Below are 21,233 nucleotides of genomic sequence, written 5' to 3' on the forward strand. Positions count from 1 at the left end.
CATGAAATTTAGTGAACGATTATACGAAAAGCTTCAGCCTATTTGGCGTCAAAATCATAATCATCCCTTCGTACAGGGGATGGGAGATGGAACGCTTGAAAAGGAGAAGTTTCGCTTTTATATGATTCAAGATTATCTTTACCTAATTGATTATGCCAAGTTATTTGCGATTGGAGCCATGAAGGCTACCGATGTCCAAACGATGGGGGAATTTGCTACACTTTTAGATTCTACATTAAATGAAGAAATGAGCTTGCACCGTGAGTATGCCAAGAAATTTGAAATCAGCGAAAAAGAATTAGAAAAAGCGCAGCCATCTCCTACAACATTGGCATACACACACTATATGCTGCACGTTGGTCAAAGCGGAACGTTAGCTGAATTAGTGGCGGCTCTTTTACCTTGTATGTGGAGCTACTGGGAAATAGGAAAAGAGCTCAGTGAAAAGTCTGGAGCTAACAATGAATTTTACCGTGAGTGGATTGAGATGTACAGCTCAGAAGAATTTGGCGCACTGGCGACATGGTGTATTAACTTATTTGACTCACTTACTGAAGACAAATCAGAAGCTGAATTAGAAAAACTCGAAGAAACTTTCTTAAATACGACGCGTTTTGAGTATATGTTCTGGGATATGGCTTATAACGAAGCGATGTGGCCGATCCATGAATAAGTCTGTGTTATCTTTCCAAAACGTCAGTTTTACCTACAAAAACGGTGACCAACCGATTTTAAAATCATTAAACTTAGACGTGAAAGAAGGCGAGTTTGTCAGTATCGTTGGAGCAAGCGGCTCGGGAAAAAGTACGTTGTTTCGCCTCATTACAGGTCTTGAACAGCAAAGTGAAGGCGATATAGTTATTAACGGACAGTCTTATGAAAAGCGTCTTGGAAAAGTAGGCTACATGCCGCAGCAAGATTTGCTCCTTCCGTGGCGTACAATTCTAGACAATGCAGCGCTGCCGCTTGAGCTTCACAATGTGTCAAAAGCAAGTGCTCATAGGCAAGTATCTCAGCTGCTCGAAGAGTTTGGGTTAAAAGGATATGAAAACCGTTTTCCCAGTGATTTATCCGGAGGAATGAAGCAGCGTGTTTCCTTTCTAAGAACGGTATTAAGCGGTTCTAACGTGCTGCTTTTAGATGAGCCTTTCAGTGCGCTTGATGCCATTACGCGTTTGTCGATGCAGGAATGGCTGCTTGAACAATGGCAAAAGCGTAAGCACACCATCTTATTTATCACTCATGACGTAAACGAAGCGCTTTTTTTATCAGATCGTATTTTTATCTTTTCAGACAAGCCGGTAAGTCACCTTGAAGAAATTCAAGTGCCGCTTAGCAGGCCTCGAACGCAAAAAGATTTGAATCAACAGCGTGTGCTTGATGTGAAAGATTATTTAATTGAACAGCTAAGATCGAAGGTGAACACATGAAAAAGTACGGGGCTTCAGTGATTTTAGTAGTCATTTTGCTGGCTGCTTGGGAAATTGGAGCACGCATTGTAAACTATCCGTTTATTTTACCAACGCCCAGTGGTATTTTAACGAAGCTTTGGGATTTGCGAATGGATTTATTGTTTAAGCATTTACCAGCTACGTTATCTATTATCCTAATTGGGCTGGTTATATCCGTTGTACTAGGGGTTCTGCTGGCTGTGTGGATGAATTGGAGTCCGCTTATTGAGCGTGCTTTCTATCCGCTTATTATTGCGTCGCAAATGATCCCGACCATTGCCATTGCTCCTGTATTTGTTCTGTGGTTTGGCTACTCAATTTGGAGCAAAGTGATTGTGACCGTATTAATTACGTTTTTTCCCATTACTGTTGGCACGTTTGATGGGCTTCGTTCCAGCAACAAAGAGTTAAAAGAACTCATGTTAACGATGGGAGCAACAAAAAAAGATATTTTCTTTAAGTTGAACATTCCTTCTGCACTGCCTCATTTTTATTCAGGGCTCAAAGTAGCGGTTACCTTTAGTATAATAGGTGCTGCCATTGGGGAATGGCTAGGTGCACAAGCGGGTTTAGGATATTTCAGTCGTCGCATGATGACACAGTTTGATGCAGCTGGTGTATTTGCACCAATTGTGATTTTATCCGCGCTTGGTATTTTATTCTTTATTATTGTAGTAGGTTTCGAAAAACGTTCATTAAAGTGGAGGAAAACAGAATGAAAAAATGGTTTGCGATTGGCTTAAGCTTGCTGCTTGTTTTGATGCTCGCTGCTTGCGGTCAGAACAAGGAAAATAAAGCTGGTGAAAGTAAAAAATTAAAAGACGTTACAATTATGCTTGATTGGTACCCAAATGCAGTGCACAGCTTCATTTACGCTGCACAAGAAAAAGGATATTTTAAAAAAGAAGGACTGAATGTAAAAGTACAGTTTCCTGCTAATCCAACAGACTCACTTAATTTAGCAGCTGCGGGGAAAGTCACGCTCGGCCTTTACTATCAGCCTGATGTAGCAATGGCACGAGCAAATGAAGATGTGCCGGTAAAGTCGGTAGGAGCGATTGTAAGGTCTCCGCTAAACCGAGTTGTAGCGCTGAAAGATAGCGGTATTAAACGTCCTAAAGATTTAGAAGGAAAAGTAGTAGGCTACAGCGGAACACCATTAAGCGAATCTGTTCTAAAGAAAATGGTGAAAAGCGATGGAGGAGATCCGAATAAAGTAAAACTAGTAGACGTAGGGTTTGAGTTAAATTCATCGCTGATTAGCAAAAAAGTAGATGCTGTAATAGGTGCGTATATTAACCACGAGGTACCATTGCTTCATAAAAAGGGATACAAAACGGTTGACATTGATCCTTCAGATTACGGCGTACCATCTTATTATGAGCTAGTGGCAGTTACAGGGGATCAAACATGGGCGAAAGATTCTGATACGATTAAAGCATTTTGGCGTGCAGCGACAAAAGGGTATGAATACACCGAGAAACATCCAAAGGAATCACTTCAAATTTTGTTAGATAATCAAGATAAATCAAACTTCCCGCTTGAAAAAGATGTGGAAACAAAAAGTTTGAATATCTTACTTCCAAAAATGAAGTCTGAACAAGGTTTCGGCAGCCAAACGAAAGAATCATGGCAGTCAAATGTGGATTGGTTAAAAGAGTCAGGGTTAATTAAGAAAAAGCCGAATGTAGACGAGATGTTTGAGAATATTGGGGAATCCAAGTAAAAAATTTAAAAGTTGCAGAGCAGCCGTTTTATGGAGATGCAACAAAATTTGAATAGGGATGTTGAAGAAACAAGGTTAACGATAAAGTAAATTTAGTTTCTATATGAGATAAGTGGATATTTCGTTATATAGAAGGTTTCAAAACAAAAAAGGTCTTGCCTAGGCAAGACCTTTTTTTATTCTAAATTTGCGTGCTTTCCGTACATCGTATAAGTATCAAGTTCTTTCTTCTCCATGAAGCGAAGAATAAGCGCATCGTAAAAGAGAAGAAGCGTTTGTTCAAACAGTGACGCCATAGGCTGAACTGTTTGATAACTGCTTTGTTCTTGATCCTTCGGAGCACCAGGCAGCTTCACGATAAAGTCAGCCAGTTTGCCAAGCGTGGAAGCCGGGGAAATTGTAACTACTCCAACTTTTCCTCCAAGTTCTTTTGCTTTTTGAGCTATAGGAATCAAGCTTTTCGTTTCGCCAGAACCTGATCCGATGATTAATAAATCATCTTGTGTGAATGTGGAAGTTACGGTTTCTCCAATTACATAAGCATCAATACCCATATGCATCATACGCATAGCAAACGATTTGCCCATAAGGCCTGAACGGCCGGCTCCTGTGACAAACACCTTTTTAGATAAGATGATGCCATTTACAAGCTGTTCAGCTTCATCGTCAGCGATTAGAGCAGTTGTTTGTAAAAGCTCATTCATAACCGTTTTTAAATGTTCGCTCGTCTGCATAGAAAGCTCCTTAATTTGTAATAAGCTCTTTCATTTGAGAAGCAACTGATTTTTTATCGTCTTGGCTCGTGATGCCACCGCCAACGATAACAAGATCAGGCTGTGCTTTTACTACTTCAGGTAAAGACTCTAATTTAATGCCGCCAGCAACGGCTGTTTTTGCATTTTTTACAACGCTTTTGATTGTTACTAAATCTTCAAAAGAGTTTTGGCCAATCGCTTGAAGATCGTATCCTGTGTGTACACAGATATAATCAACGCCAAATTCGTCTAGCTCTTTTGCGCGCGCTTTAATATCTTTTACACCAATCATATCGACTAGAATTTTTTTACCTTGTTTTTTGGCTTCTTCAACTGCACCTTTGATTGACATATCTTCAGCAACACCTAAGATGGTAATGATGTCTGCCCCGGCTTGAGAAGCTTGCTGTACTTCATAACCAGCTGCATCCATGATTTTTAGGTCAGCTAATACTTTTAAATTAGGAAATGCTTCTTTAATTTCTTTAACGGCGCGAAGACCTTCATTGATTACAACAGGTGTACCGATTTCCACGATATCAATATGTTCTTCAACTTCTTTTACTACCTCTTTTGCTTGAGAGATATTAACAAGATCTAATGCTAATTGTAGTTCCATTCTACTCCACTCCTTACAGGAATCTATAAATACCTTTTGTGCTTTTTTACATAAAAAGCAGCTGGTGTAGTTATTGTACTCGCAGTTTGAGGTTCTTAAAAGTACGCACTTTTCCCACAAATAGTGTGGGAAATGATAGTATACAGAAGTATACTAATGGACATATCAGTCTTGTAACCGCTTAATTTTCATTAAAAATGCGGATGATATTGAGTAACATCATCCGCGTAAAAAAATAAAAACTATGGAATAGAAGGAGTAGTTTCCATCATTTAATTAACGTTTCCGCCTTTTGTTCTTGATTAATCAGCACTGTATCACGGTAATTTTTACCCCAATCGTACATGGCTGTCAAAATAGGCATTAAACTTTCTCCTTCTTTTGTAAGTGAGTATTCCACTTTAGGTGGTACGACAGGATAAACTTTACGGTTAACAATTAGATCTTCTTCCAGTTCCCGCAGCTGGTTAACCAGCATGCGCGGCGTAATATCAGGAATAAGCGATTTTAATTCTCCAAACCGTTTTGTTCCTTCACGTCCTAAGTGCCATAGTATCAGCATCTTCCATTTTCCACTGATAATAGCAAGCGTTAATTCTTTCTCACAGTTAAATTCCTTATTAAGCTGGCTCAATTGCTTCACCCCTATGACCAATAGTATAAAATTTCTTTTAAAGTACTTCTTATTATACCGGTGCTGACAATCCTTTTACAAAAATCCGGCTTGTATCTTTCTATTAACAAAGTTCAGCTTTTCTTACTATTCTTACTATATAGTTATTCTTTACTAGTGAGATGTAAAAGGTGGCCTTTAGTCATGTTTTTTATTTTTAAGGAGTTCAATTGTTTAAATATAAAAAAAGATGGGAAATCACTCAATAACAATGCTAAAGGAGGCAGTGAAAATGGAAAAGAGCCGATCTGAATTACAAAACCCTGCTTTAAGTAACAGCGCAGGCATTAACAACGACGTAGGAATCAATAACAATCCACAGACAGCTAATAGCACTACTGCTGTTAGCAATGGAAAAAGCTGCAGCAGCAAGCTGGTAAAAGGTGTTGTTGTCGGAGCAGTTGTGGGTGGATGTATAACACTACTTGATAATAAAACTCGCTCATCTGTTAAAAGAAGAGCCGTTACATTAAAGGACTCTTCTGCAAACATGATTAATCAAGTAAAAGAGAACCCTCAAGAAACAAAAGAAAAAATGGTGCAACAAATGAAAAACGCATCGAATCTTTTGAAAGATGCAATTAATGATGCCAAACATTTGTACGAGCGTGTAAATGAAGATTTCTTTAAGCAAGCAGAAGATGTGAAAAGCGTTACGCATGATGCAAAATCGACGGTAGAAGATGCTAAAAGTGATTTACAGCAAATTGGTGAAAAGGTGAAAGATGCAACTTCTGAAATAAGTAAGGAAAAGATGACGCCAGACGAAAAACCAGAAGCTGAGCGTGAAAGAACATACCAATCTATTCACTAAAAAGGAGATGTTAACTGTGAGTCAAATGAATGAAGGAACTACAAAAGACATGAATAAAATTGAAGAAACGGTAGATAATTTAGGGACGGAGAAAAAAGAAGCAATTTTGCAGAATTTTGATACGTTTACTGATTATTTAAGTCAAAAAGTCCATGTCGGTAAAAAGCTCGGGTTAAATGAGGAACAACTAGCAGCCGCTACAAAAAAAGTGGCTAGCTATTTAGCCAAAAATGAGGAGCCTCGAAACCGAGAAGAAAAAGTCCTTCATGAATTATGGAAAGTCAGCAGTGAAGAGGAAAGGGAAGTCCTTTCTCATCTCATTTTAAAACTAGTTGCGTAACATTAAAAAAGCATCCCATCTATCAGGATGCTTTTTTAATGTATTAAGATGATTGATTTTGAGCTTCTTGAATCGTTTTATCCCAATCAATACCGCAATCATCCGTCGTACAAGAAGATTGCTGTCCGCAGCTTGCGCATTTTCCCTGAGTGCTCTTGCGGAAGAATTTTGTCATATGATAAAGAGCATATCCAAATATTAAAACCCCAATTAAAATGTTAATAATCACTGTTATTCACTCCTTTTAAGAAAAACCAAGTACTTTTCCGATAGTGTGTACAAGCAAAGCTACGAGATAAGCGACAACTAAAGGGTAGGCAACGGCAAATGCCGTCCATTTTAATGAGCCGGTTTCTCGACGAATAACAGCGACGGTTGCTAGACACGGAACGTAAAGAAGAACAAACACCATAAACGTATAGGCTGTTAGCGGTGTAAAGAATGTCTTCATTGTGTCTCCAAGCTGTCCTTCTTGTACTTTATAAATGATGCTCATAGTCGAAACAACCACTTCTTTCGCTAGGAAGCCTGTGATAAGTGATGCTACAGCTTGCCACGTTGCAAAACCTAGAGGGATAAATAGAGGAGCAATAGCACCTCCAATAATAGCCATAAAGCTATTTTCCATATCTACTCCAAAGCCGCCAGGGCCGGCGTAAGATGATAGCCAGATAAATACAGAACCAGCTAAAATCACCGTACCTGCTTTTCGAACAAAATTTCGTCCTTTTTCCCACGTGCTTCTCCAAAGAGTTTTGGCCTGAGGTACGCGGTAAGGAGGAAGTTCAACAATAAAGGTTGATTGTTCGTCTTTAAGAAGCGTTACTGATAAAATCTTCGTTACAACAAGTGCTAAAATAATGCCAAGCAAGTACATAGAAAATACCACAGCTGCTCCATTGTGCACAAAAAACGCACCTACAAACAAAGCGTATACAGGAAGACGTGCTGAGCAGCTCATAAATGGATTCACTAAAATGGTCATAAGACGCTCTTTTCGCTGTTCAATTGTACGCGCGGCCATAATCCCCGGTACGTTACATCCAAAGCTAATAATCATCGGAATAAAGGCTTTACCGTTTAAGCCGAAAAATTCCATGATACGATCCATTACCACAGCGATTCGAGCCATGTATCCTGAATCTTCAAGCAGTGAAATGAAAAAGAACAGGACGAAAATTTGTGGTACAAATACTAATACGCCGCCTACGCCTGCAATGATGCCGTCTACAATTAAATCATGAATAAATGGAGCGGCACCAGCTGCATTTAAAAGAGAATCAGCGCCTTCACTAAGCGTTCCGCCAAAAAAACCGTCGAGTTTATCAGAAAGCGGAACGCCAATCCAAGTAAACGTAATATTAAAAATCAAATACATTAAGCCAAGAAAAATAGGGAGACCGAGCCACTTATGCGTCACGATTCGATCAAGTCGATCAGTGAAGGTTAAAGGTGTTTCGCTGCCCTTTATGATACACTCTTTGGAAATGCGGTCAATAAATGCTGTACGCACGTCGAAGAAATGCTCACTAAGCGGCTTGTTTAATTTTTCGGCAGTCGCTTTTCGAAGCTCAAGCAGCTCTGAGTAACTCGTTTTTTCTTTTAAAGTTGATTCTATTACGCTGTTTTCAGCTAAAAATTGAATCGCAATCCATCTGCTGACATCCGCTTTTGTTTGAATGATATTGATTGCTTGTTCAGCAGTTTCTCCGTAATTCAATTGAAACAACGGAGCTTTTAAATCTTGCTTCAAAGTGGAGAGAAGCTCATTAATTCCTTTTCCATTGCGGGCAATAATTGCAGAAACCGGAATATGTAATGAGTTGCTAAGCTTCTCCAAATTAAAAGTCAGTCCGCGTTTTTCCGCTACATCAATCATATTTAAGCCGATTACTAATGGCTTTCCATATTCCAAAGCTTGAATAGTGAGATGCATACTTCTTTCAAACTGAGAAGCGTCTACAATATTCAGCATACTGTTAAATTCTCCGGTTAACAAAAAGTTAGTAACGACTGCTTCATCTGAAGAAAGAGGAGTAAAGTCATACACACCTGGCAAATCAACCAGCTGGCTGTTTTGTTTTTTAATAGACCCAACTTTCTTTTCAACGGTTACACCGCTCCAGTTTCCTACGTATTCATAGGAATCTGTTAATATATTGAATAAAGAAGTTTTTCCTGTGTTTGGATTTCCTAAAAGTGCAATTGTACTCATGCTGTCTCAACCTCAATTTTAGCTGCATCGCGTTTTCGGATACTAATCATTTGACCTTGACATTCAATAATACAAGGTCCTCCTAAGATGGTTTTTTGTTTCATGCATAGTTCGCATCCTTTTTTTACCCCAAAAGAAAGAAGGCGGCGTTCTAATGATCTATCTAAAAATTCAATGTTTTTAACTTTTACTTTGTCGCCAATACTCACGGTAGTTAAATTCATCATTCAGCACTCCTGTTAATGATAATCATTTTCAATTTGTATCTATCTCGATTATACATAAGGTTCTAAAATCAATCAATGCTTCTAGAGCGTTACAATTAAAAATATATATTTATAACTATATTTTTTAGGTGAAATTATGTACGATTTTAGCAGCAAATTGTCAGGGGGGATGTGAGTGGATGTAATCGTTCGCAAAATGAGAAAAGAAGATATTACGTCTGTTCAATATGTCGCAAAGATGAGCTGGTATGATACATATGAAGGAATTATTCCTCGAAGCGTTCAGAATCGGTTTCTTTCAGAAGCATACTCAAATAAAAGGCTGCTGTGGCGCTTGCACAATTCGTTCATTTATGTAGCAACTATTGATGAGAAAATTGTAGGATACGCTAACTTTTTTTCACTGCGAAACAGAGGGGAGATAGAACTAGGATCTATCTATATATTGCCTGCTTATCAAGGAAAAGGAATTGGCTCACAATTGCTGGAAAAAGGAATGAAACGCTCGAAGGAATTAAAAATCGTTTACATTAACGTAGAAAGGGAAAACAGAATAGGCCGTGCATTTTATCAATCAAAAGGTTTTCAGCTCGTGGATGAATTTGATGATGAATTTGAGGGGCATTTATTAAAAACGATGCGGATGAAGTTAATGATTTAAGCCTAGTGTTTAGTATGAACCTTCTCTTAAAAAAGCTGATTTTAAACTTTCTGCTAAAATCAGCTTTTAATTACAGAATAACGATTGACCTTATTCTTGTGAATATGGTAACATTAATCAGAACTTAATGACCGAAAGTGTTTTTCGGTCAAACAGTCAGACAGAAGTAAGGATTATTGGAGGCTAAAAAACATGAATATGATTAAAGGAGAATGGAAAAAAATCTTTTCCAAACCAATGACTATTGTCGTGATTTGCGGATTGTTATTTGTTCCATTACTTTATAATGTCATCTTTTTATCTGCTTACTGGGATCCATATGGAAAAACAGATCAAATTCCAGTTGCAGTGGTAAATGAAGATAAAGGTGCTACGTTAGATGGAAAGAAATTGAATGTCGGTCGTGATTTTGTTGATGATTTAAAGAAAAACGATAAATTTGATTGGAAATTTACGAGCAAAGAAAAAGCGTTAGATGGCTTAAAGAACGAGGACTATTATTTAGTTTTAGAAATCCCAAAGAATTTCTCCAAAAATGCAACAACATTAATGGATAAAAATCCTAAAAAAATGAAATTCATCTATCACACAAATGCCGGAAAGAACTATTCAGGCGCTCAAATTAGCTCAAATGCAGTAGCTAAAATCAATGATCAGATTAAAGAAGCGGTCACAAAGCAGTATGCTGAAACGGTATTTGACAGTTTTAAGCAAGTAGCGGACGGTCTTCAAAAAGCAAGTGACGGTGCCGGAGAGTTAGAAAACGGCTCAAAAACGCTGCGAGATAACATGAAGAAATTAGCAGACAGCACGGTCACGTTTGAAGACGGTACAGCTAAATTAGCAAGCGGGTTAACGGATGCACGAAAAGGAGCAACAGATTTAAACGCTGGTGCAGCTAAGCTACTGAACGGTGCGGACACAATTAATGAAAACTTAGGTAGCCTAAACAGCGGTTTAGGGAAGTTAGAGAGTGGAAGCAGTCAATTATATAGCGCTTCTAGTCAATTAGAAACTGGAGCTGTTGGTGTTCGAGATGGATTGTCAAAGTTACAAAGTGCAACCAAACAACTTAATGATGGAACGCATACACTTCAAGGAAAGCTTCCGCAGTTCACAAGCGGTTTAAATCAAGTAGATGCTGAAGTGAGCAGCGTTACCCAGCAAATTAATCAAGCGGAACAGGAAATTACGCAGATTAAACAGCAGGTAGATTCAAAAAAAGCAGAGTTTGAACAGCAGCAGCAAGCTCTAATTGACAGCATTAACAGCAATGAGTCTATTCCTGATGAGCAAAAACAAACGTTGATTGCAGGAATTAAAAAGCTAACGTCTCAGCAGTTTATGGATGAACAGCAGCAAAAAGCAGAGCAGTTAAAAGCAAAAGTAGATAAAGTGCAAGAGTTATCTGCGGCGCTTCAAAAGCTGTCTAAAGGCGGAGAAGATATTCAAAGCGCAATTAATAAAATTGCTGACGGGCAAAGTCAGCTGTACGATGGACAAACGAAAGTATACAACGGTGCTGTTAAATTAGCGGACGGAGAAAAGCAGTTCAACAGCAAATTTGCAGAACTAAACAGCGGTATTGCTAACGCTCATACAGGAGCTGGAAAGCTTGCTAACGGGCAGCAGCAAATTGTGGATGGACTTAAAAAGTCTGAACAAGGAAGCGCAGCGCTAGCAAATGGTTTAACACAGCTAGAAAACGGGGCAACCAAATTAGCAAATGGTTCTAAAGAGTTAACAAATGGTTCGTCCAAACTATATGATGGTTCATCTAAATTATCAGATGGAACAAGTGAGCTTCATTCATCTTTAGCAGATGGTGCAAAAGATGCGAAAGATGTTAAAGCGGATGATAAAACATATAGCATGTTTTCAAATCCAACCGATTTAAAATCAGATAAACAAAACAACGTAGATAAGTACGGTGTCGGATTAGCTCCATACATCTTATGTATTGGCTTGTTTGCGGGAACGTTAATGTTTTCAGCGGTATACCCAATGAAAGAGCCATCAATTCGACCAACATCAGGCATTTCGTGGTTCTTAAGTAAGTTTAGTGTTATCACTATTGTAGGTATGCTACAGGCAGCGATTGCTGTTACAGCTCTTCTATGGGGCTTGCATTTAAACGTAACAAGCATTTGGCACTTCTATATCTTTACCATGATTACAGGTGTAACGTTCTTTACACTTATCTTATTCTTAACAACAGCGTTAGGAAAAGTAGGGCAGTATTTAGCCTTTATTATTCTGCTGCTTCAAATTGGCGGCAGTGCAGGTACATTCCCTAAAGCACTTGTGCCGGAATTCTTCCAGGCAATCAATCCATACTTGCCTATGACCTATGCAATTCGCGGTTTCCGTGAAATTATTTCAATTGGTGATGATTTCGGCTATGTATGGCATCAAGCTGGCGTACTTGGAATCTTTGCAGCAATCTTCATCACTCTTTCATTGATAATGTTTTATATCAATGCAAGAAAAGAGAAGCATCATACAGAGGAAGAGGCAGCAGCATAATTTAGTTAATATAAAAAGAGAGTTCCAGTTTAAAAAGGAACTCTCTTTTTCTTTATGATAGTATAGGTTTACGTATAAAAGAGGGGAAAGTGAATGCATGCAGCTTACAAAATTTTCGGTATATGAAAGTGATCGTGTGAAAAAGTGGCAGGAAGGGCTGAAAGAGTGGGATGGTTCAATATCGGAACGGATGATAAATGACCGAGCTGAAGATGAATTTTGGCAGCAGTATTTAGAAAAAATGTCTTTTAATTCAGAAAATGATCCTGTAGTAAAACAGCTTCAACAAGAACTTCTTGCTTTTTTAAATTCAAGTGACTCTGTTATGGAAATTGGCCCTGGTTGGGGAAATTATACGTTTTCGATTGCTGATTATGTAGAAGAACTTACGTGTATGGATTGTTCACCAAGCATCATTCGCTACTTACAAAAACAATCGGGGGCTCGCTCTAATTTAAAGTTCATAGAAGGGAAATGGGAGTACGAGCGTCTAATGGATAACTATGATGCAGTAGTAGGAATAAACTGCTTTTACCGTATGCATAATATTGTCGATGGTCTTCTAAATATGAATGATTCGGCTAATCGCTTGGCTGTTATTGGCATGACAACAGGTCCAGAAAAGCCTCATTACGTAGAGTTACATAGAAAACTTGGGTACGAGATTAAATGGCGTCGTAAGGAATATATTGACTTATTAAATATTTTATATGAACTGGGCATTTATGCAGATTGCAAGCTGATTCCTGTAACCAAAACGGTAACGTATGATACTTATGAAGATCTTATCAAGAAGAACTCGACAAAGGTTCTTTCCAAAGATATTGACAGGCTAGAAACTGAGAAGATTATTTTACAGCATGTAAAGAAAGTGAATGGTACATATGAATATACGTATCAGTATCATATGGCTTTTATTTATTGGAAACCGATAAAAAGAACCCGTTGAGTAAAAATCAACGGGTTCTTTTTAGTAGTGATAAAGCTGTGGTTTAGAATAAGTAATATTAAAATCGTCGCCGCTTAGAAGAACTTTCAATTCCTGCTTCTTCGCGGTATTTAGCCACTGTTCTTCTTGAAATTTGAATTCCTTCGTTTGAAAGAAGCGACATGAGCTTTTGATCTGAAAGAGGTTTCAATTTATCTTCTTCGGCAATTAATGTTTTAATTTTTTCTTTTATAAAGGCAGTAGAATTGCTTTGTTCGCCATCAGTTCGCTCTAAAGAATTGGTGAAAAAGTATTTTAACTCAAACAACCCGCGTGGCGTTTGAATATACTTTCCGTTAGTCGCACGGCTTACCGTTGATTCATGACAATCTACTTTTTGAGCAATATCTTTTAAGGTAAGCGGCTTTAGCCCCGAGATACCTACTTCGAAAAAATCCTGCTGATGTTCCACAATGGCTTTAGACACGTTGTAAATCGTTGCATTACGCTGCTCAATACTATTGATTAGCCAAGTAGCTTCATGCATCTTTTCCTGTACGTATCGATCGGTCGTTACGCATGCGGAGTGATGAACTAGCTTTTGGTAGGTGCTGTTAATTTCGAGGGGCGGAAGCAACTCGCTATGAAGAATGACATGATAGCGGCCATCAATTTTCTGTACCGTTACATCAGGTGAAATGTACTTCGTAAGCGGGAGGTGAAAATCTCCTGCTGGACGAGGATTTAATGTCCGGAGGCAGTCCACAATTTCTTGTACTTCACGCATCGAAATAGAGTATTTTTTTGAAATGTTCCGATATTTTTTGTTGGCAATATCTTCAATATCGTGTTTTACCACATCGTATAAAAAAGGCGGCTTTGACTTTTTTGTCTTAATTTGAATAAGCAGTGAATCGACAAAGTCTTGAGCGCCCACTCCAATCGGATCAAAGCTTTGTAAAACGTGGATCATATCGTTGACTTCGTCAATTGAAACGTTCAGCAGTTCGGCTGCCAACTTTGGCTCAATTGCTAAAAAGCCGTTTTTATTTAAGTTTCCAATTAGAAATTGAACGATGTGTTTTTGCTGTGAGTGTAAATGATTTAGCATAGAAAGCTGCTCTAATAAATGACTCTCTAATGTCACAGTTTGATCAGATATATAATTAAACGGATTATACTCGTCATCGGCATGACCTTTTGAATATGAACGCTGTTCTCGAGTGTCAAATGAATCTTTTTGCTGAGAGTCGCCAGCAGACAGTTTAATTACAGGATTTTCATTGACTTGCTGATGAAGATAATGAACTAAATCGGCCGTAGAATAATTTAAAATGTTGATAGACTGACGTAATTCAGGTGTCATGGCCAATTTTAATAGTTGTTTTTGGGATAAATCTAAACCTAATTGCATCATTGAATCACCTATCATTCTTGAGTTCTATTTCGACAATTCTGGCTGCATCGTTCGACATCATCATATCTGAAAATGCGAAAGAATTCTATAGTGTTGTCAGATGTTCTTACACAGGGGCGGATCGCAAGAAAGAGTAGGAGAATAGATAAAACACAAACGAATAGCTCCTCACAACAGCTATTCGTTTGTTTTGACAGAGCCGCTAGGAGAACTTAGCTGCAATTTGGGTTGTTTCCCATTCTTCTATCTCCCCATGCGCACATCATATTTAAAATTTCTCGTAAGGTTTCGCCTTCTTCACTGAGTGAGTACTCTACTTTAGGAGGAACTTCATTGTATACTTTTCTATTAACCATACCATCTTTTTCTAATTCTTTTAGCTGTTGAGACAGCATTTTTTTGGTAATAGCAGGCATAGCTCGCTGAAGTTCACTGAAACGTTTTTCGCCTTCTTTTAATAGGCATAAAATAACGACTTTCCATTTCCCGCCGATTACTTCAAGCGTTGCTTCAACAGGTATATTATAGTGGGTTGCTTTCACCGTTAATCCTCCATTCATAAACAGATATGAAATATGAATATAATAATTTGGTATCCATAGACCTAGGTTACCGGGAAGGTACCTGGTTACACGAAAGTGCCGTCTTTTGTAAACAACATGTATTTATTATACTGAAAAAGAACTTTTAATTGAAGGAAGAAATTTAAAAGGAGAGATCTTGATGAAAGCTTTATTGCTAGAAGGCAAAGGGAAAGTAAGTGAGATGAAAGTTGGCGAAGGCTCTTGCTTTTAATAGTCAAATTGCATTTATCGCAGGACCGCCTAATGTAAACGATGCGATTTCGTTCGCGCATCCACTATCGTTTCATCAAGTTGCATTAGGAAGTGTACATTAGTCTAATAACGTAAAAGAACAGTAAAAACTTGCTGAGATGGGAAATAGAATGCTTTTGCTTTTACAAGAAAATAAGCTAAATGCTCTCGTGGAAAAAGTTATTTCACTAGACGAAGTGCCAGCAGCATTAGATAAACTGGCGACTCGTCGAGTAAAAGGGAAAATTGTAGCTGTGATAGATAAATGATAGGAATGAAAAAGGCAAACACAATGAAAGTGCTTGCCTTTTTAAATGGTAAACTGCTGCGTATAGAGCTTGTGGTAAAACCCTTGTTGCTCTAGCAGCTCGCGATGATTTCCTTCTTCAATAATTTGTCCGTCTTTTAAGACAAGAATTTGATCTGCATTTTCAATCGTTTTGAGGCGGTGGGCAATCACAAAGCTTGTTTTTCCTTTTAATAGATTACTCATTCCTCTTTGAATATCAATTTCTGTTTTTGTATCAATATTGGAAGTAGCTTCGTCTAAAATTAAAATATCACAGTCAGAGAGCATGGCTCGAGCAATCGATAAAAGCTGCTTTTGGCCTTCACTTAAATTTCCACCACCGGCTGAAATCACGGTATCGTATTGCTGCGGCAGGTGCTTGATAAAAGAATGAGCATTTGCCATTTTTGCTGCGCTTTTCACTTCTTCATTGCTGGCATCTAATTTGCCAAATCGAATGTTATCCGCAATCGTACCAGAAAATAAATAGGTATCTTGAAGAACAATGCCGATTCGGTTTCTTAAATCATGGATGTTATAGTCACTGATGGAGCGGCCGTCAATTTTAATTTCTCCGTTTGCGATGTCATAAAATCGTGTGAGCAAGTTAATGATTGTTGTTTTACCGGAGCCTGTCGGACCAACCAAAGCAACCATTTCACCTTTTTTTGCTGTAATTGTAACATTTTTTAAAATTATTTTTTTGTCAGTATAGCCAAATGATACGTTCTCAAAAGCAACGTCTCCTGCAAATTTTGTAACAGAAAGAGCGTTTGGCTTGTTTGTGACGTCTGGCTGCTCATCCATAATTTCAAACACACGCTCTGCGCCGGCCATAGCCGAAAGAATGGTGTTTACTAAGTTTGCCATTTGACTGATTGGGCGAGAGAACTGACGTGAGTAGTTAACAAATGAAGCGATCATCCCAACTGTAACGCTACCTTGAACAGCCATAAATGCTCCCGCTCCAATCACTAGTGCTAAGCCTAAGTTGTTAATAAAGTTTGTGACAGGACCTAAAAAGCCTGAAAATGTTTCTGCTTTTGTTGCTGAACTTCTTAGCTGTTCGTTTCGTTCATTAAAAACAGTTAAAAAGTCTTTTTCCTTACTAAAAATCGTAACAACTTCTCCTCCAGAGATCGCTTCTTCTACAAAGCCGTTTAGCTCACCTAAGTCTTTTTGTCGTTTGACAAAATTTTCACTGCTTCGTTTTAATATTTGTCGAACGATTATAACCATTAATGGAATAACAATCAGCGTGATAATTGCAAGAATCCAGTTGAGCGAGAACATCGCAATGGTAATGCCGATTAAAGACAAAATAGAAGACAGAGCTTGAATAACGCTTTGACTCAGAGCATTGTTTAAATTATCAATATCATTCGTGACTCGGCTCATTAACTCTCCGTGAGCTCGCTTGTCAAAAAAGCGAAGAGAGAGAGTCTGAAGCTTTGCAAATAAATCTTGGCGGAGCATTCCAATAGTCGTAAACGAAACGTTCACCATTAAATAGGTTTGCAGCCATGTTAACAAAGATGTCGTAATATAAATTCCTGCAAGAGTGAGTGACATTCGTATCGTTCCGCTGATATCTTTGGGAATAATATGCTCATCAATAATAACCCCAATTAAATAAGGCCCTAATAAATTAAGCAGGGAAGTCACGATGACTAAGATAATCGCAGCCACAAGCGGAGGTTTTCGTTTCCCCATATATGACCAAATTCTGTGCAGTGTTTTTTTAGCATTCTTTGGCTTAACTACAGGGCCTTTCATCATTCCTCTAAGACCGCGAATAGAACTGATTTGATTTTTACCTTGATTATTCACTAGGCAACACCTCTTTTCCGCCTTGTGCAAGATAAATGTCGTAATAAAGAGAGCGATGACGAAGCAATTCTTCATGAGTCCCTTGTTCAGCGATTTTGCCTTCATCCATGACGATAATATGATCAGTATGGAGAAGAGACGAAATTTTAGAAGCAATAATAATGACGGTCGCATCAGAAAACTCTTCTTTTAAATTTGTTAGTACCTGCGCTTCTGAGACAGCATCCAACGCCGAAGTTGCATCATCAATGACGAGAATAGCAGGCTTTCTAACAAATGCACGAGCGATTGAAAGACGCTGCTTTTGCCCTCCTGATAAATTGGTAGCTCCCCGCGTTAAAGGATAATCATATTTTTCTGGGAGTTTTTCAATGAACTCCGTCGCGCATGCAAAACCCGCAGCATCTTCAATTTCTGAGGAAGAAGCATGTTCTTTTCCCATTCGGATATTCATATCAATCGTTCCGGTAAACAGCGTAGCTTTTTGAGGAATAAATCCAATGGATAAGCGAAGCTCTTTTACGTCATAGTCCGTAAGATTTTTTCCATCTATGAAGATTTGGCCGTCATCAGGATCATATAAGCGGGAAATAAGCTTTGCGAGCGTCGATTTTCCGCTTCCAGTAGAGCCGATAATGCCAATTGTTTCTCCATGTCTAGCAGTAAATGAAATATCTTTTAATACGTTTTCGCCATTTTTACTGTAGCTGTATGTAACGTTTTGAAACGATAGATCACCTTTAAGTCTGTTGATTTGAGCAGCAGAGTTTGCTGGAGGAATGTCTATCTTTGTTTTTAAAACAGAATCGATTCGTTCAGCTGAAGGGAATGCACGCGTAATTTGCATCAAGACCATGCTGCTTGACATAAGTCCGTTTAAAATAATCGTGAGGTAATTAATAAAAGCTAAAATCACCCCTGCTTCTATTTTGTCTGCCTCCACTTGAAGTCCACCGAGCCATAGAGTAGCTACCATTCCGATATTTACTACAAATAAAATAACGGGCATTAAAAGCGAGATAAGCTGAACAGCGCTCATATTAGCTCGCGTCAAGGAGTTGTTTGCTTGTTTAAACTGATTGATTTCATATGATTCTCTTACATACGCTTTTACTACACGCATCCCTGATAAATTTTCTTGCACTTTTGTATTTACACGATCAACTCTTTGCTGAACTTTTTTAAAAAGTTTTCCAGCTTTCGTGATCACAAACCAAATGCATAAAAATAAAATAGGGACGACCACGACGATAATAGGAAACAAAGAACGAGCGGTTAATAACACGATAACAATACTTCCGGCAAAAAGTAGAGGACCTCTAACTAATACTTTTAGCGTCATATTCAATGCGTTTTGAACACTCGTTACATCATTTGTCATGACAGTAATTAAGTGACCAGTTCCTAGTTTGTCTCTGTTGCTGTTTGAGAGGTTTTCAATCTTTTCAAAAAGCGATTTCCGAATATCGGTAGAAAAGTTTACTGCCGCTTTTGTACTAAGGATGGCGCAGACGATACCAGCAGCTAAGCCAATTATAGCTAACATGAGCATAAGGATACTTCGGGTAATAACATACGTTTGATTGTTGTTTGCAATGCCATAATCAATGATATGCTGCATGATAGTAGGCTGAAGAAGGTCAGCTAACACTTCAATTACCATCAATAGCGGGGCAAAAAGCGCGAGCCATTTGTAAGGTTTTAAGTAAGGGTACAAAGATTTAATTGTATTCACACATTGTGACACTCCTTTCTGTAAAAAATATGGTAACATAGAATAAGTTTAGAAGTTTGTTTCAAGCACCATTTATTATACGCCAATGCAAGCAGAAATCCACTTTTTGAGAGGGTCAGGTATGCAATGAATCAAATATTACGAGTACATCATCCACTTTTTGGATCTTTGTTATATGACTCGGCCTGGGTTGGAGAAAAACAGGTCACTTTCTTTGGACAAAAACAACACATATTATTGACAATTGATGGAGATAAAGAGAAGCCATTTCAAAAACAACAAGAAGAGGCCTTTCGAGCATTTTGGCTTCAAGGCGAATTATTGTTAAAGAGGACGGAAAAAGCTCTTTTTGATTATTATCAACAGGTGCGAGATGAATACAGAACTCAAGTTGAAAAAGACGTGGTAGACTTATTAGTTCCGAATATTAAAAAGCGAAAAGACATCGGTTTTTTAGTTGAGTGTATTCAAATCTTTGTCCCTGAAGCACCTCATGATACAAGAGAACTTGGTTTGTTTTTTGAATGCACGTGGGAAGAAGAGCATATGTTAGCTGTAAAGTTTAGAAATGAACAAATTGCCGCTATTGGCTTACAAGAGGATTTATTCTAGTAAAAAGCCTTGAAGCAAACTGCTTCAAGGCTTTTTTGCATTAATGTTTAACAGGCTCTTCGATTCCCATACCTGTATTTGCTTTTACTAAAATCTCATCAAATTTCTTTTCGTCTGCTTTTTTAGAGGAAAGAAGTGTTCCTATAAAAGCAGCTAAGAAGCCTAGAGGAATAGAGATAATACCAGGGTTTGTTAGTGTGATGAGCGGTTCACCTACAAAGATAGCAGCTCCCGGCTCAGGTGCCCACACGTTTGGACTAATGGCGACTAAAAATAATGAGCTGAATAGCCCAACCAGCATGCCAGTAACCGCTCCAGATGTATTAAAGTGTTTCCAAAAAATGGTAAGTAGAATAATTGGCAAGTTAGCGCTCGCTGCCACTGCAAAGGCAAGTGCCACTAAAAATGCTACGTTCATGTTTTGAGCGAATAATGCAAGAATAATAGATAGGATGGATACCCCAATAGAAGCCCATCGTGCAGCCACTACTTGTTCTTTTTCAGTAGCAGCTCCTTTACGAAGAATATGACTATAGAAGTCGTGCGCGAATGCTGAAGCTGCTGAGAGCACCAGTCCGGCTACAACAGCTAAAATCGTAGCAAATGCTACAGCTGAGACGAATGCAAAAAGAAAGTCTCCACCAAGAACTTGAGCGAGCAGGGGAGCTGCCATATTTCCTGCTGCATTTGCTTTGATAATATCATCGTATCCTACGAATGCAGCAGCGCCGAATCCTAAAAAGATAGTCATGATGTAAAAAACGCCAATAATCCACGTTGCATAAATAACAGACTTTCGTGCGGTGATGGCATCTTTTACTGTAAAGAAACGAATAAGGATATGAGGCAAGCCTGCTGTACCAAGAACAAGAGCTAAATTCAACGAAATCATGTCCAGCGGATTTTTGAATTTATTGCCTGGATTTAAAAAGCTGTCACCAAGAGGAGTTGCGGTTTTCATCTCAGAAAACATTTTGGCTAAGCTAAAATCAAATTTTGAAAATACAATAATGGAAATAATGAACGTACCAATCATAAGAAGCAAGGCTTTGACAATCTGTACCCAGCTAGTCGCCGTCATTCCTCCAAATACAACGTAAACCGTCATCAAGACGCCGACAATCAAGACAGAGTATACATAATCCAGACCAAGTAATAGATGAATTAATGCTCCTGCTCCAACCAGCTGCGCAATCATATAAAAAATGGAAATGGTGATCGTATTTAACGCAGCAACTCCCCGCACTTTCTTTTCGTTAAAACGAGCTGCTATCATGTCTGCCATCGTGTACTTTCCTAAGTTGCGAAGTGGTTCAGCTACAATGTATAACACAACGAGATAGGCAACTAAAAAGCCAATGCTGTAAAAAAAGCCGTCAAACCCAGAAAGCGCTACCATTCCTGCTATGCCTAAAAATGACGCAGCAGACATATAGTCTCCAGCAATCGCCATTCCATTTTGCCAGCCGGTTAAACTTCCGTCTGCTGTATAAAAATCACTGGTCGTTTTTGTCCGCTTTGATGCCGCATACGTAATGATTAGCGTAAGACCTACAATGGCTAAAAAAAGTGAAAAAGCTAGTACGTTCATTCGCTCAAC

The 21,233-nt window shown here is 38.5% G+C and carries 23 protein-coding genes; 12 read left to right on the forward strand and 11 right to left on the reverse strand.

Annotated features, from left to right (window positions below):
- Position 1: 1 nt before the first annotated feature.
- From tenA to M3225_RS14010, 4 genes are read left to right on the forward strand one after another with little or no spacing between them, the layout of a single operon-like run.
- A complete protein-coding gene (gene tenA / locus M3225_RS13995; RefSeq protein WP_251394702.1) occupies positions 2-673 on the forward strand; it encodes a thiaminase II in 672 nt (223 codons plus the stop codon).
- On the forward strand, positions 666-1,430 hold the full coding sequence (locus tag M3225_RS14000) for an ABC transporter ATP-binding protein (protein ID WP_251394704.1): 765 nt from the start codon (positions 666-668) through the stop codon (positions 1,428-1,430). The genes tenA and M3225_RS14000 overlap by 8 nt, the downstream gene beginning before the upstream one ends.
- Positions 1,427-2,170 carry an ABC transporter permease gene (locus M3225_RS14005; RefSeq protein WP_251394706.1) on the forward strand — a complete coding sequence of 248 codons (744 nt, stop codon included), beginning with the start codon at positions 1,427-1,429 and terminating at the stop codon, positions 2,168-2,170. The genes M3225_RS14000 and M3225_RS14005 overlap by 4 nt, the downstream gene beginning before the upstream one ends.
- Positions 2,167-3,177: an ABC transporter substrate-binding protein gene (locus M3225_RS14010; protein WP_251394708.1), complete on the forward strand. Its 1,011-nt coding sequence runs from the start codon at positions 2,167-2,169 to the stop codon at positions 3,175-3,177. Before M3225_RS14005 ends, M3225_RS14010 begins: the two co-directional genes overlap by 4 nt.
- Before the next feature lie 176 nt (positions 3,178-3,353).
- Here M3225_RS14010 and hxlB read toward each other — a convergent pair whose 3' ends face one another.
- From hxlB to M3225_RS14025, 3 genes are all read right to left on the reverse strand, one after another.
- Positions 3,354-3,911 (reverse strand): 6-phospho-3-hexuloisomerase, encoded by a 558-nt coding sequence (gene hxlB / locus M3225_RS14015; protein ID WP_251394710.1) that lies wholly within the window; start codon positions 3,909-3,911, stop codon positions 3,354-3,356.
- A gap of 10 nt (positions 3,912-3,921) precedes the next feature.
- Positions 3,922-4,551 carry a 3-hexulose-6-phosphate synthase gene (gene hxlA, locus M3225_RS14020; protein WP_251394712.1) on the reverse strand — a complete coding sequence of 210 codons (630 nt, stop codon included), beginning with the start codon at positions 4,549-4,551 and terminating at the stop codon, positions 3,922-3,924.
- Positions 4,552-4,819: 268 nt separating this feature from the next.
- Entirely contained in the window at positions 4,820-5,185 is a 366-nt protein-coding gene (locus M3225_RS14025; protein ID WP_251394714.1) for a winged helix-turn-helix transcriptional regulator, read from the reverse strand.
- Between the two features lie 271 nt (positions 5,186-5,456).
- Between M3225_RS14025 and M3225_RS14030 the strand changes: the two genes are divergently transcribed.
- Together M3225_RS14030 and M3225_RS14035 are read left to right on the forward strand one after the other, a co-directional pair.
- Entirely contained in the window at positions 5,457-6,038 is a 582-nt protein-coding gene (locus M3225_RS14030; RefSeq protein ID WP_251394716.1) for a hypothetical protein, read from the forward strand.
- A 16-nt stretch (positions 6,039-6,054) separates the two neighbouring features.
- Positions 6,055-6,378 carry a DUF3243 domain-containing protein gene (locus M3225_RS14035; protein ID WP_251394718.1) on the forward strand — a complete coding sequence of 108 codons (324 nt, stop codon included), beginning with the start codon at positions 6,055-6,057 and terminating at the stop codon, positions 6,376-6,378.
- A gap of 43 nt (positions 6,379-6,421) precedes the next feature.
- Here the strand turns inward: M3225_RS14035 and M3225_RS14040 are convergent, their stop codons facing one another.
- From M3225_RS14040 to M3225_RS14050, 3 genes are read right to left on the reverse strand one after another with little or no spacing between them, the layout of a single operon-like run.
- Complete coding sequence (locus M3225_RS14040) at positions 6,422-6,607, reverse strand: FeoB-associated Cys-rich membrane protein (RefSeq protein ID WP_014461400.1); 186 nt, start codon at positions 6,605-6,607, stop codon at positions 6,422-6,424.
- 15 nt (positions 6,608-6,622) lie between these two features.
- Positions 6,623-8,593 (reverse strand): ferrous iron transport protein B, encoded by a 1,971-nt coding sequence (feoB, locus tag M3225_RS14045; RefSeq protein ID WP_251394720.1) that lies wholly within the window; start codon positions 8,591-8,593, stop codon positions 6,623-6,625.
- Positions 8,590-8,820, reverse strand: a complete 231-nt coding sequence (locus tag M3225_RS14050; RefSeq protein ID WP_013055605.1) for a FeoA family protein — start codon at positions 8,818-8,820, stop codon at positions 8,590-8,592. Before M3225_RS14050 ends, feoB begins: the two co-directional genes overlap by 4 nt.
- Positions 8,821-8,995: 175 nt before the next feature.
- Between M3225_RS14050 and M3225_RS14055 the strand changes: the two genes are divergently transcribed.
- The 3 genes from M3225_RS14055 (at position 8,996) to M3225_RS14065 (ending at position 12,956) form a co-directional block, all read left to right on the forward strand.
- Complete coding sequence (locus M3225_RS14055) at positions 8,996-9,481, forward strand: GNAT family N-acetyltransferase (protein ID WP_251394722.1); 486 nt, start codon at positions 8,996-8,998, stop codon at positions 9,479-9,481.
- A 192-nt stretch (positions 9,482-9,673) separates the two neighbouring features.
- Positions 9,674-12,007: a YhgE/Pip domain-containing protein gene (locus M3225_RS14060; protein ID WP_251394724.1), complete on the forward strand. Its 2,334-nt coding sequence runs from the start codon at positions 9,674-9,676 to the stop codon at positions 12,005-12,007.
- A gap of 97 nt (positions 12,008-12,104) precedes the next feature.
- A complete protein-coding gene (locus tag M3225_RS14065) occupies positions 12,105-12,956 on the forward strand; it encodes a class I SAM-dependent methyltransferase (RefSeq protein ID WP_251394726.1) in 852 nt (283 codons plus the stop codon).
- Positions 12,957-13,014: 58 nt separating this feature from the next.
- On the opposite strand, the gene rpoN is transcribed toward M3225_RS14065, so the two are convergent.
- Both rpoN and M3225_RS14075 read right to left on the reverse strand, forming a co-directional pair.
- Positions 13,015-14,349, reverse strand: a complete 1,335-nt coding sequence (gene rpoN / locus M3225_RS14070) for an RNA polymerase factor sigma-54 (RefSeq protein WP_251394728.1) — start codon at positions 14,347-14,349, stop codon at positions 13,015-13,017.
- 215 nt (positions 14,350-14,564) lie between these two features.
- Positions 14,565-14,912: a winged helix-turn-helix transcriptional regulator gene (locus M3225_RS14075; RefSeq protein WP_251394730.1), complete on the reverse strand. Its 348-nt coding sequence runs from the start codon at positions 14,910-14,912 to the stop codon at positions 14,565-14,567.
- Positions 14,913-15,124: 212 nt separating this feature from the next.
- Between M3225_RS14075 and M3225_RS29595 the strand changes: the two genes are divergently transcribed.
- Together M3225_RS29595 and M3225_RS14080 are read left to right on the forward strand one after the other, a co-directional pair.
- The gene (locus M3225_RS29595; RefSeq protein WP_285885578.1) at positions 15,125-15,250 is read left to right on the forward strand and encodes a hypothetical protein; all 126 of its coding nucleotides are present in this window, start codon (positions 15,125-15,127) and stop codon (positions 15,248-15,250) included.
- 48 nt (positions 15,251-15,298) lie between these two features.
- Positions 15,299-15,436, forward strand: a complete 138-nt coding sequence (locus tag M3225_RS14080; protein WP_251394732.1) for a zinc-binding dehydrogenase — start codon at positions 15,299-15,301, stop codon at positions 15,434-15,436.
- Positions 15,437-15,477: 41 nt separating this feature from the next.
- Here M3225_RS14080 and M3225_RS14085 read toward each other — a convergent pair whose 3' ends face one another.
- On the reverse strand, positions 15,478-17,235 hold the full coding sequence (locus M3225_RS14085; RefSeq protein ID WP_251396077.1) for an ABC transporter ATP-binding protein: 1,758 nt from the start codon (positions 17,233-17,235) through the stop codon (positions 15,478-15,480).
- A gap of 43 nt (positions 17,236-17,278) precedes the next feature.
- Positions 17,279-19,021, reverse strand: a complete 1,743-nt coding sequence (locus M3225_RS14090; protein WP_308215742.1) for an ABC transporter ATP-binding protein — start codon at positions 19,019-19,021, stop codon at positions 17,279-17,281.
- 126 nt (positions 19,022-19,147) lie between these two features.
- Between M3225_RS14090 and M3225_RS14095 the strand changes: the two genes are divergently transcribed.
- Positions 19,148-19,633 carry a DUF6985 domain-containing protein gene (locus M3225_RS14095; protein WP_251394734.1) on the forward strand — a complete coding sequence of 162 codons (486 nt, stop codon included), beginning with the start codon at positions 19,148-19,150 and terminating at the stop codon, positions 19,631-19,633.
- Between the two features lie 40 nt (positions 19,634-19,673).
- On the opposite strand, the gene M3225_RS14100 is transcribed toward M3225_RS14095, so the two are convergent.
- Complete coding sequence (locus tag M3225_RS14100; protein ID WP_251394736.1) at positions 19,674-21,224, reverse strand: solute symporter family protein; 1,551 nt, start codon at positions 21,222-21,224, stop codon at positions 19,674-19,676.
- Positions 21,225-21,233: the final 9 nt, after the last annotated feature.

Origin of the sequence: Priestia aryabhattai (genome assembly GCF_023715685.1) — a bacterium.
GTDB classification, from domain to species: Bacteria; Bacillota; Bacilli; order Bacillales; family Bacillaceae_H; genus Priestia; species Priestia aryabhattai_B.

Excerpts from the sequence above, each read along its gene's own strand:
- M3225_RS14080 (WP_251394732.1), top strand. The coding sequence starts at position 15,299 with ATGCTTTTGCTTTTACAAGAAAATAAGCTAAATGCTCTCGTGGAAAAA.
- M3225_RS14000 (WP_251394704.1), top strand. The coding sequence starts at position 666 with ATGAATAAGTCTGTGTTATCTTTCCAAAACGTCAGTTTTACCTACAAA.
- M3225_RS14065 (WP_251394726.1), top strand. The coding sequence starts at position 12,105 with ATGCAGCTTACAAAATTTTCGGTATATGAAAGTGATCGTGTGAAAAAG.
- M3225_RS14005 (WP_251394706.1), top strand. The coding sequence starts at position 1,427 with ATGAAAAAGTACGGGGCTTCAGTGATTTTAGTAGTCATTTTGCTGGCT.
- hxlA (WP_251394712.1), bottom strand. The coding sequence starts at position 4,551 with ATGGAACTACAATTAGCATTAGATCTTGTTAATATCTCTCAAGCAAAA.
- M3225_RS14100 (WP_251394736.1), bottom strand. The coding sequence starts at position 21,224 with ATGAACGTACTAGCTTTTTCACTTTTTTTAGCCATTGTAGGTCTTACG.
- M3225_RS14010 (WP_251394708.1), top strand. The coding sequence starts at position 2,167 with ATGAAAAAATGGTTTGCGATTGGCTTAAGCTTGCTGCTTGTTTTGATG.
- hxlB (WP_251394710.1), bottom strand. The coding sequence starts at position 3,911 with ATGCAGACGAGCGAACATTTAAAAACGGTTATGAATGAGCTTTTACAA.
- M3225_RS14060 (WP_251394724.1), top strand. The coding sequence starts at position 9,674 with ATGAATATGATTAAAGGAGAATGGAAAAAAATCTTTTCCAAACCAATG.
- M3225_RS14085 (WP_251396077.1), bottom strand. The coding sequence starts at position 17,235 with ATGATGAAAGGCCCTGTAGTTAAGCCAAAGAATGCTAAAAAAACACTG.
- M3225_RS14030 (WP_251394716.1), top strand. The coding sequence starts at position 5,457 with ATGGAAAAGAGCCGATCTGAATTACAAAACCCTGCTTTAAGTAACAGC.
- feoB (WP_251394720.1), bottom strand. The coding sequence starts at position 8,593 with ATGAGTACAATTGCACTTTTAGGAAATCCAAACACAGGAAAAACTTCT.
- M3225_RS14075 (WP_251394730.1), bottom strand. The coding sequence starts at position 14,912 with ATGAATGGAGGATTAACGGTGAAAGCAACCCACTATAATATACCTGTT.
- M3225_RS14050 (WP_013055605.1), bottom strand. The coding sequence starts at position 8,820 with ATGATGAATTTAACTACCGTGAGTATTGGCGACAAAGTAAAAGTTAAA.
- rpoN (WP_251394728.1), bottom strand. The coding sequence starts at position 14,349 with ATGCAATTAGGTTTAGATTTATCCCAAAAACAACTATTAAAATTGGCC.
- M3225_RS14095 (WP_251394734.1), top strand. The coding sequence starts at position 19,148 with ATGAATCAAATATTACGAGTACATCATCCACTTTTTGGATCTTTGTTA.
- tenA (WP_251394702.1), top strand. The coding sequence starts at position 2 with ATGAAATTTAGTGAACGATTATACGAAAAGCTTCAGCCTATTTGGCGT.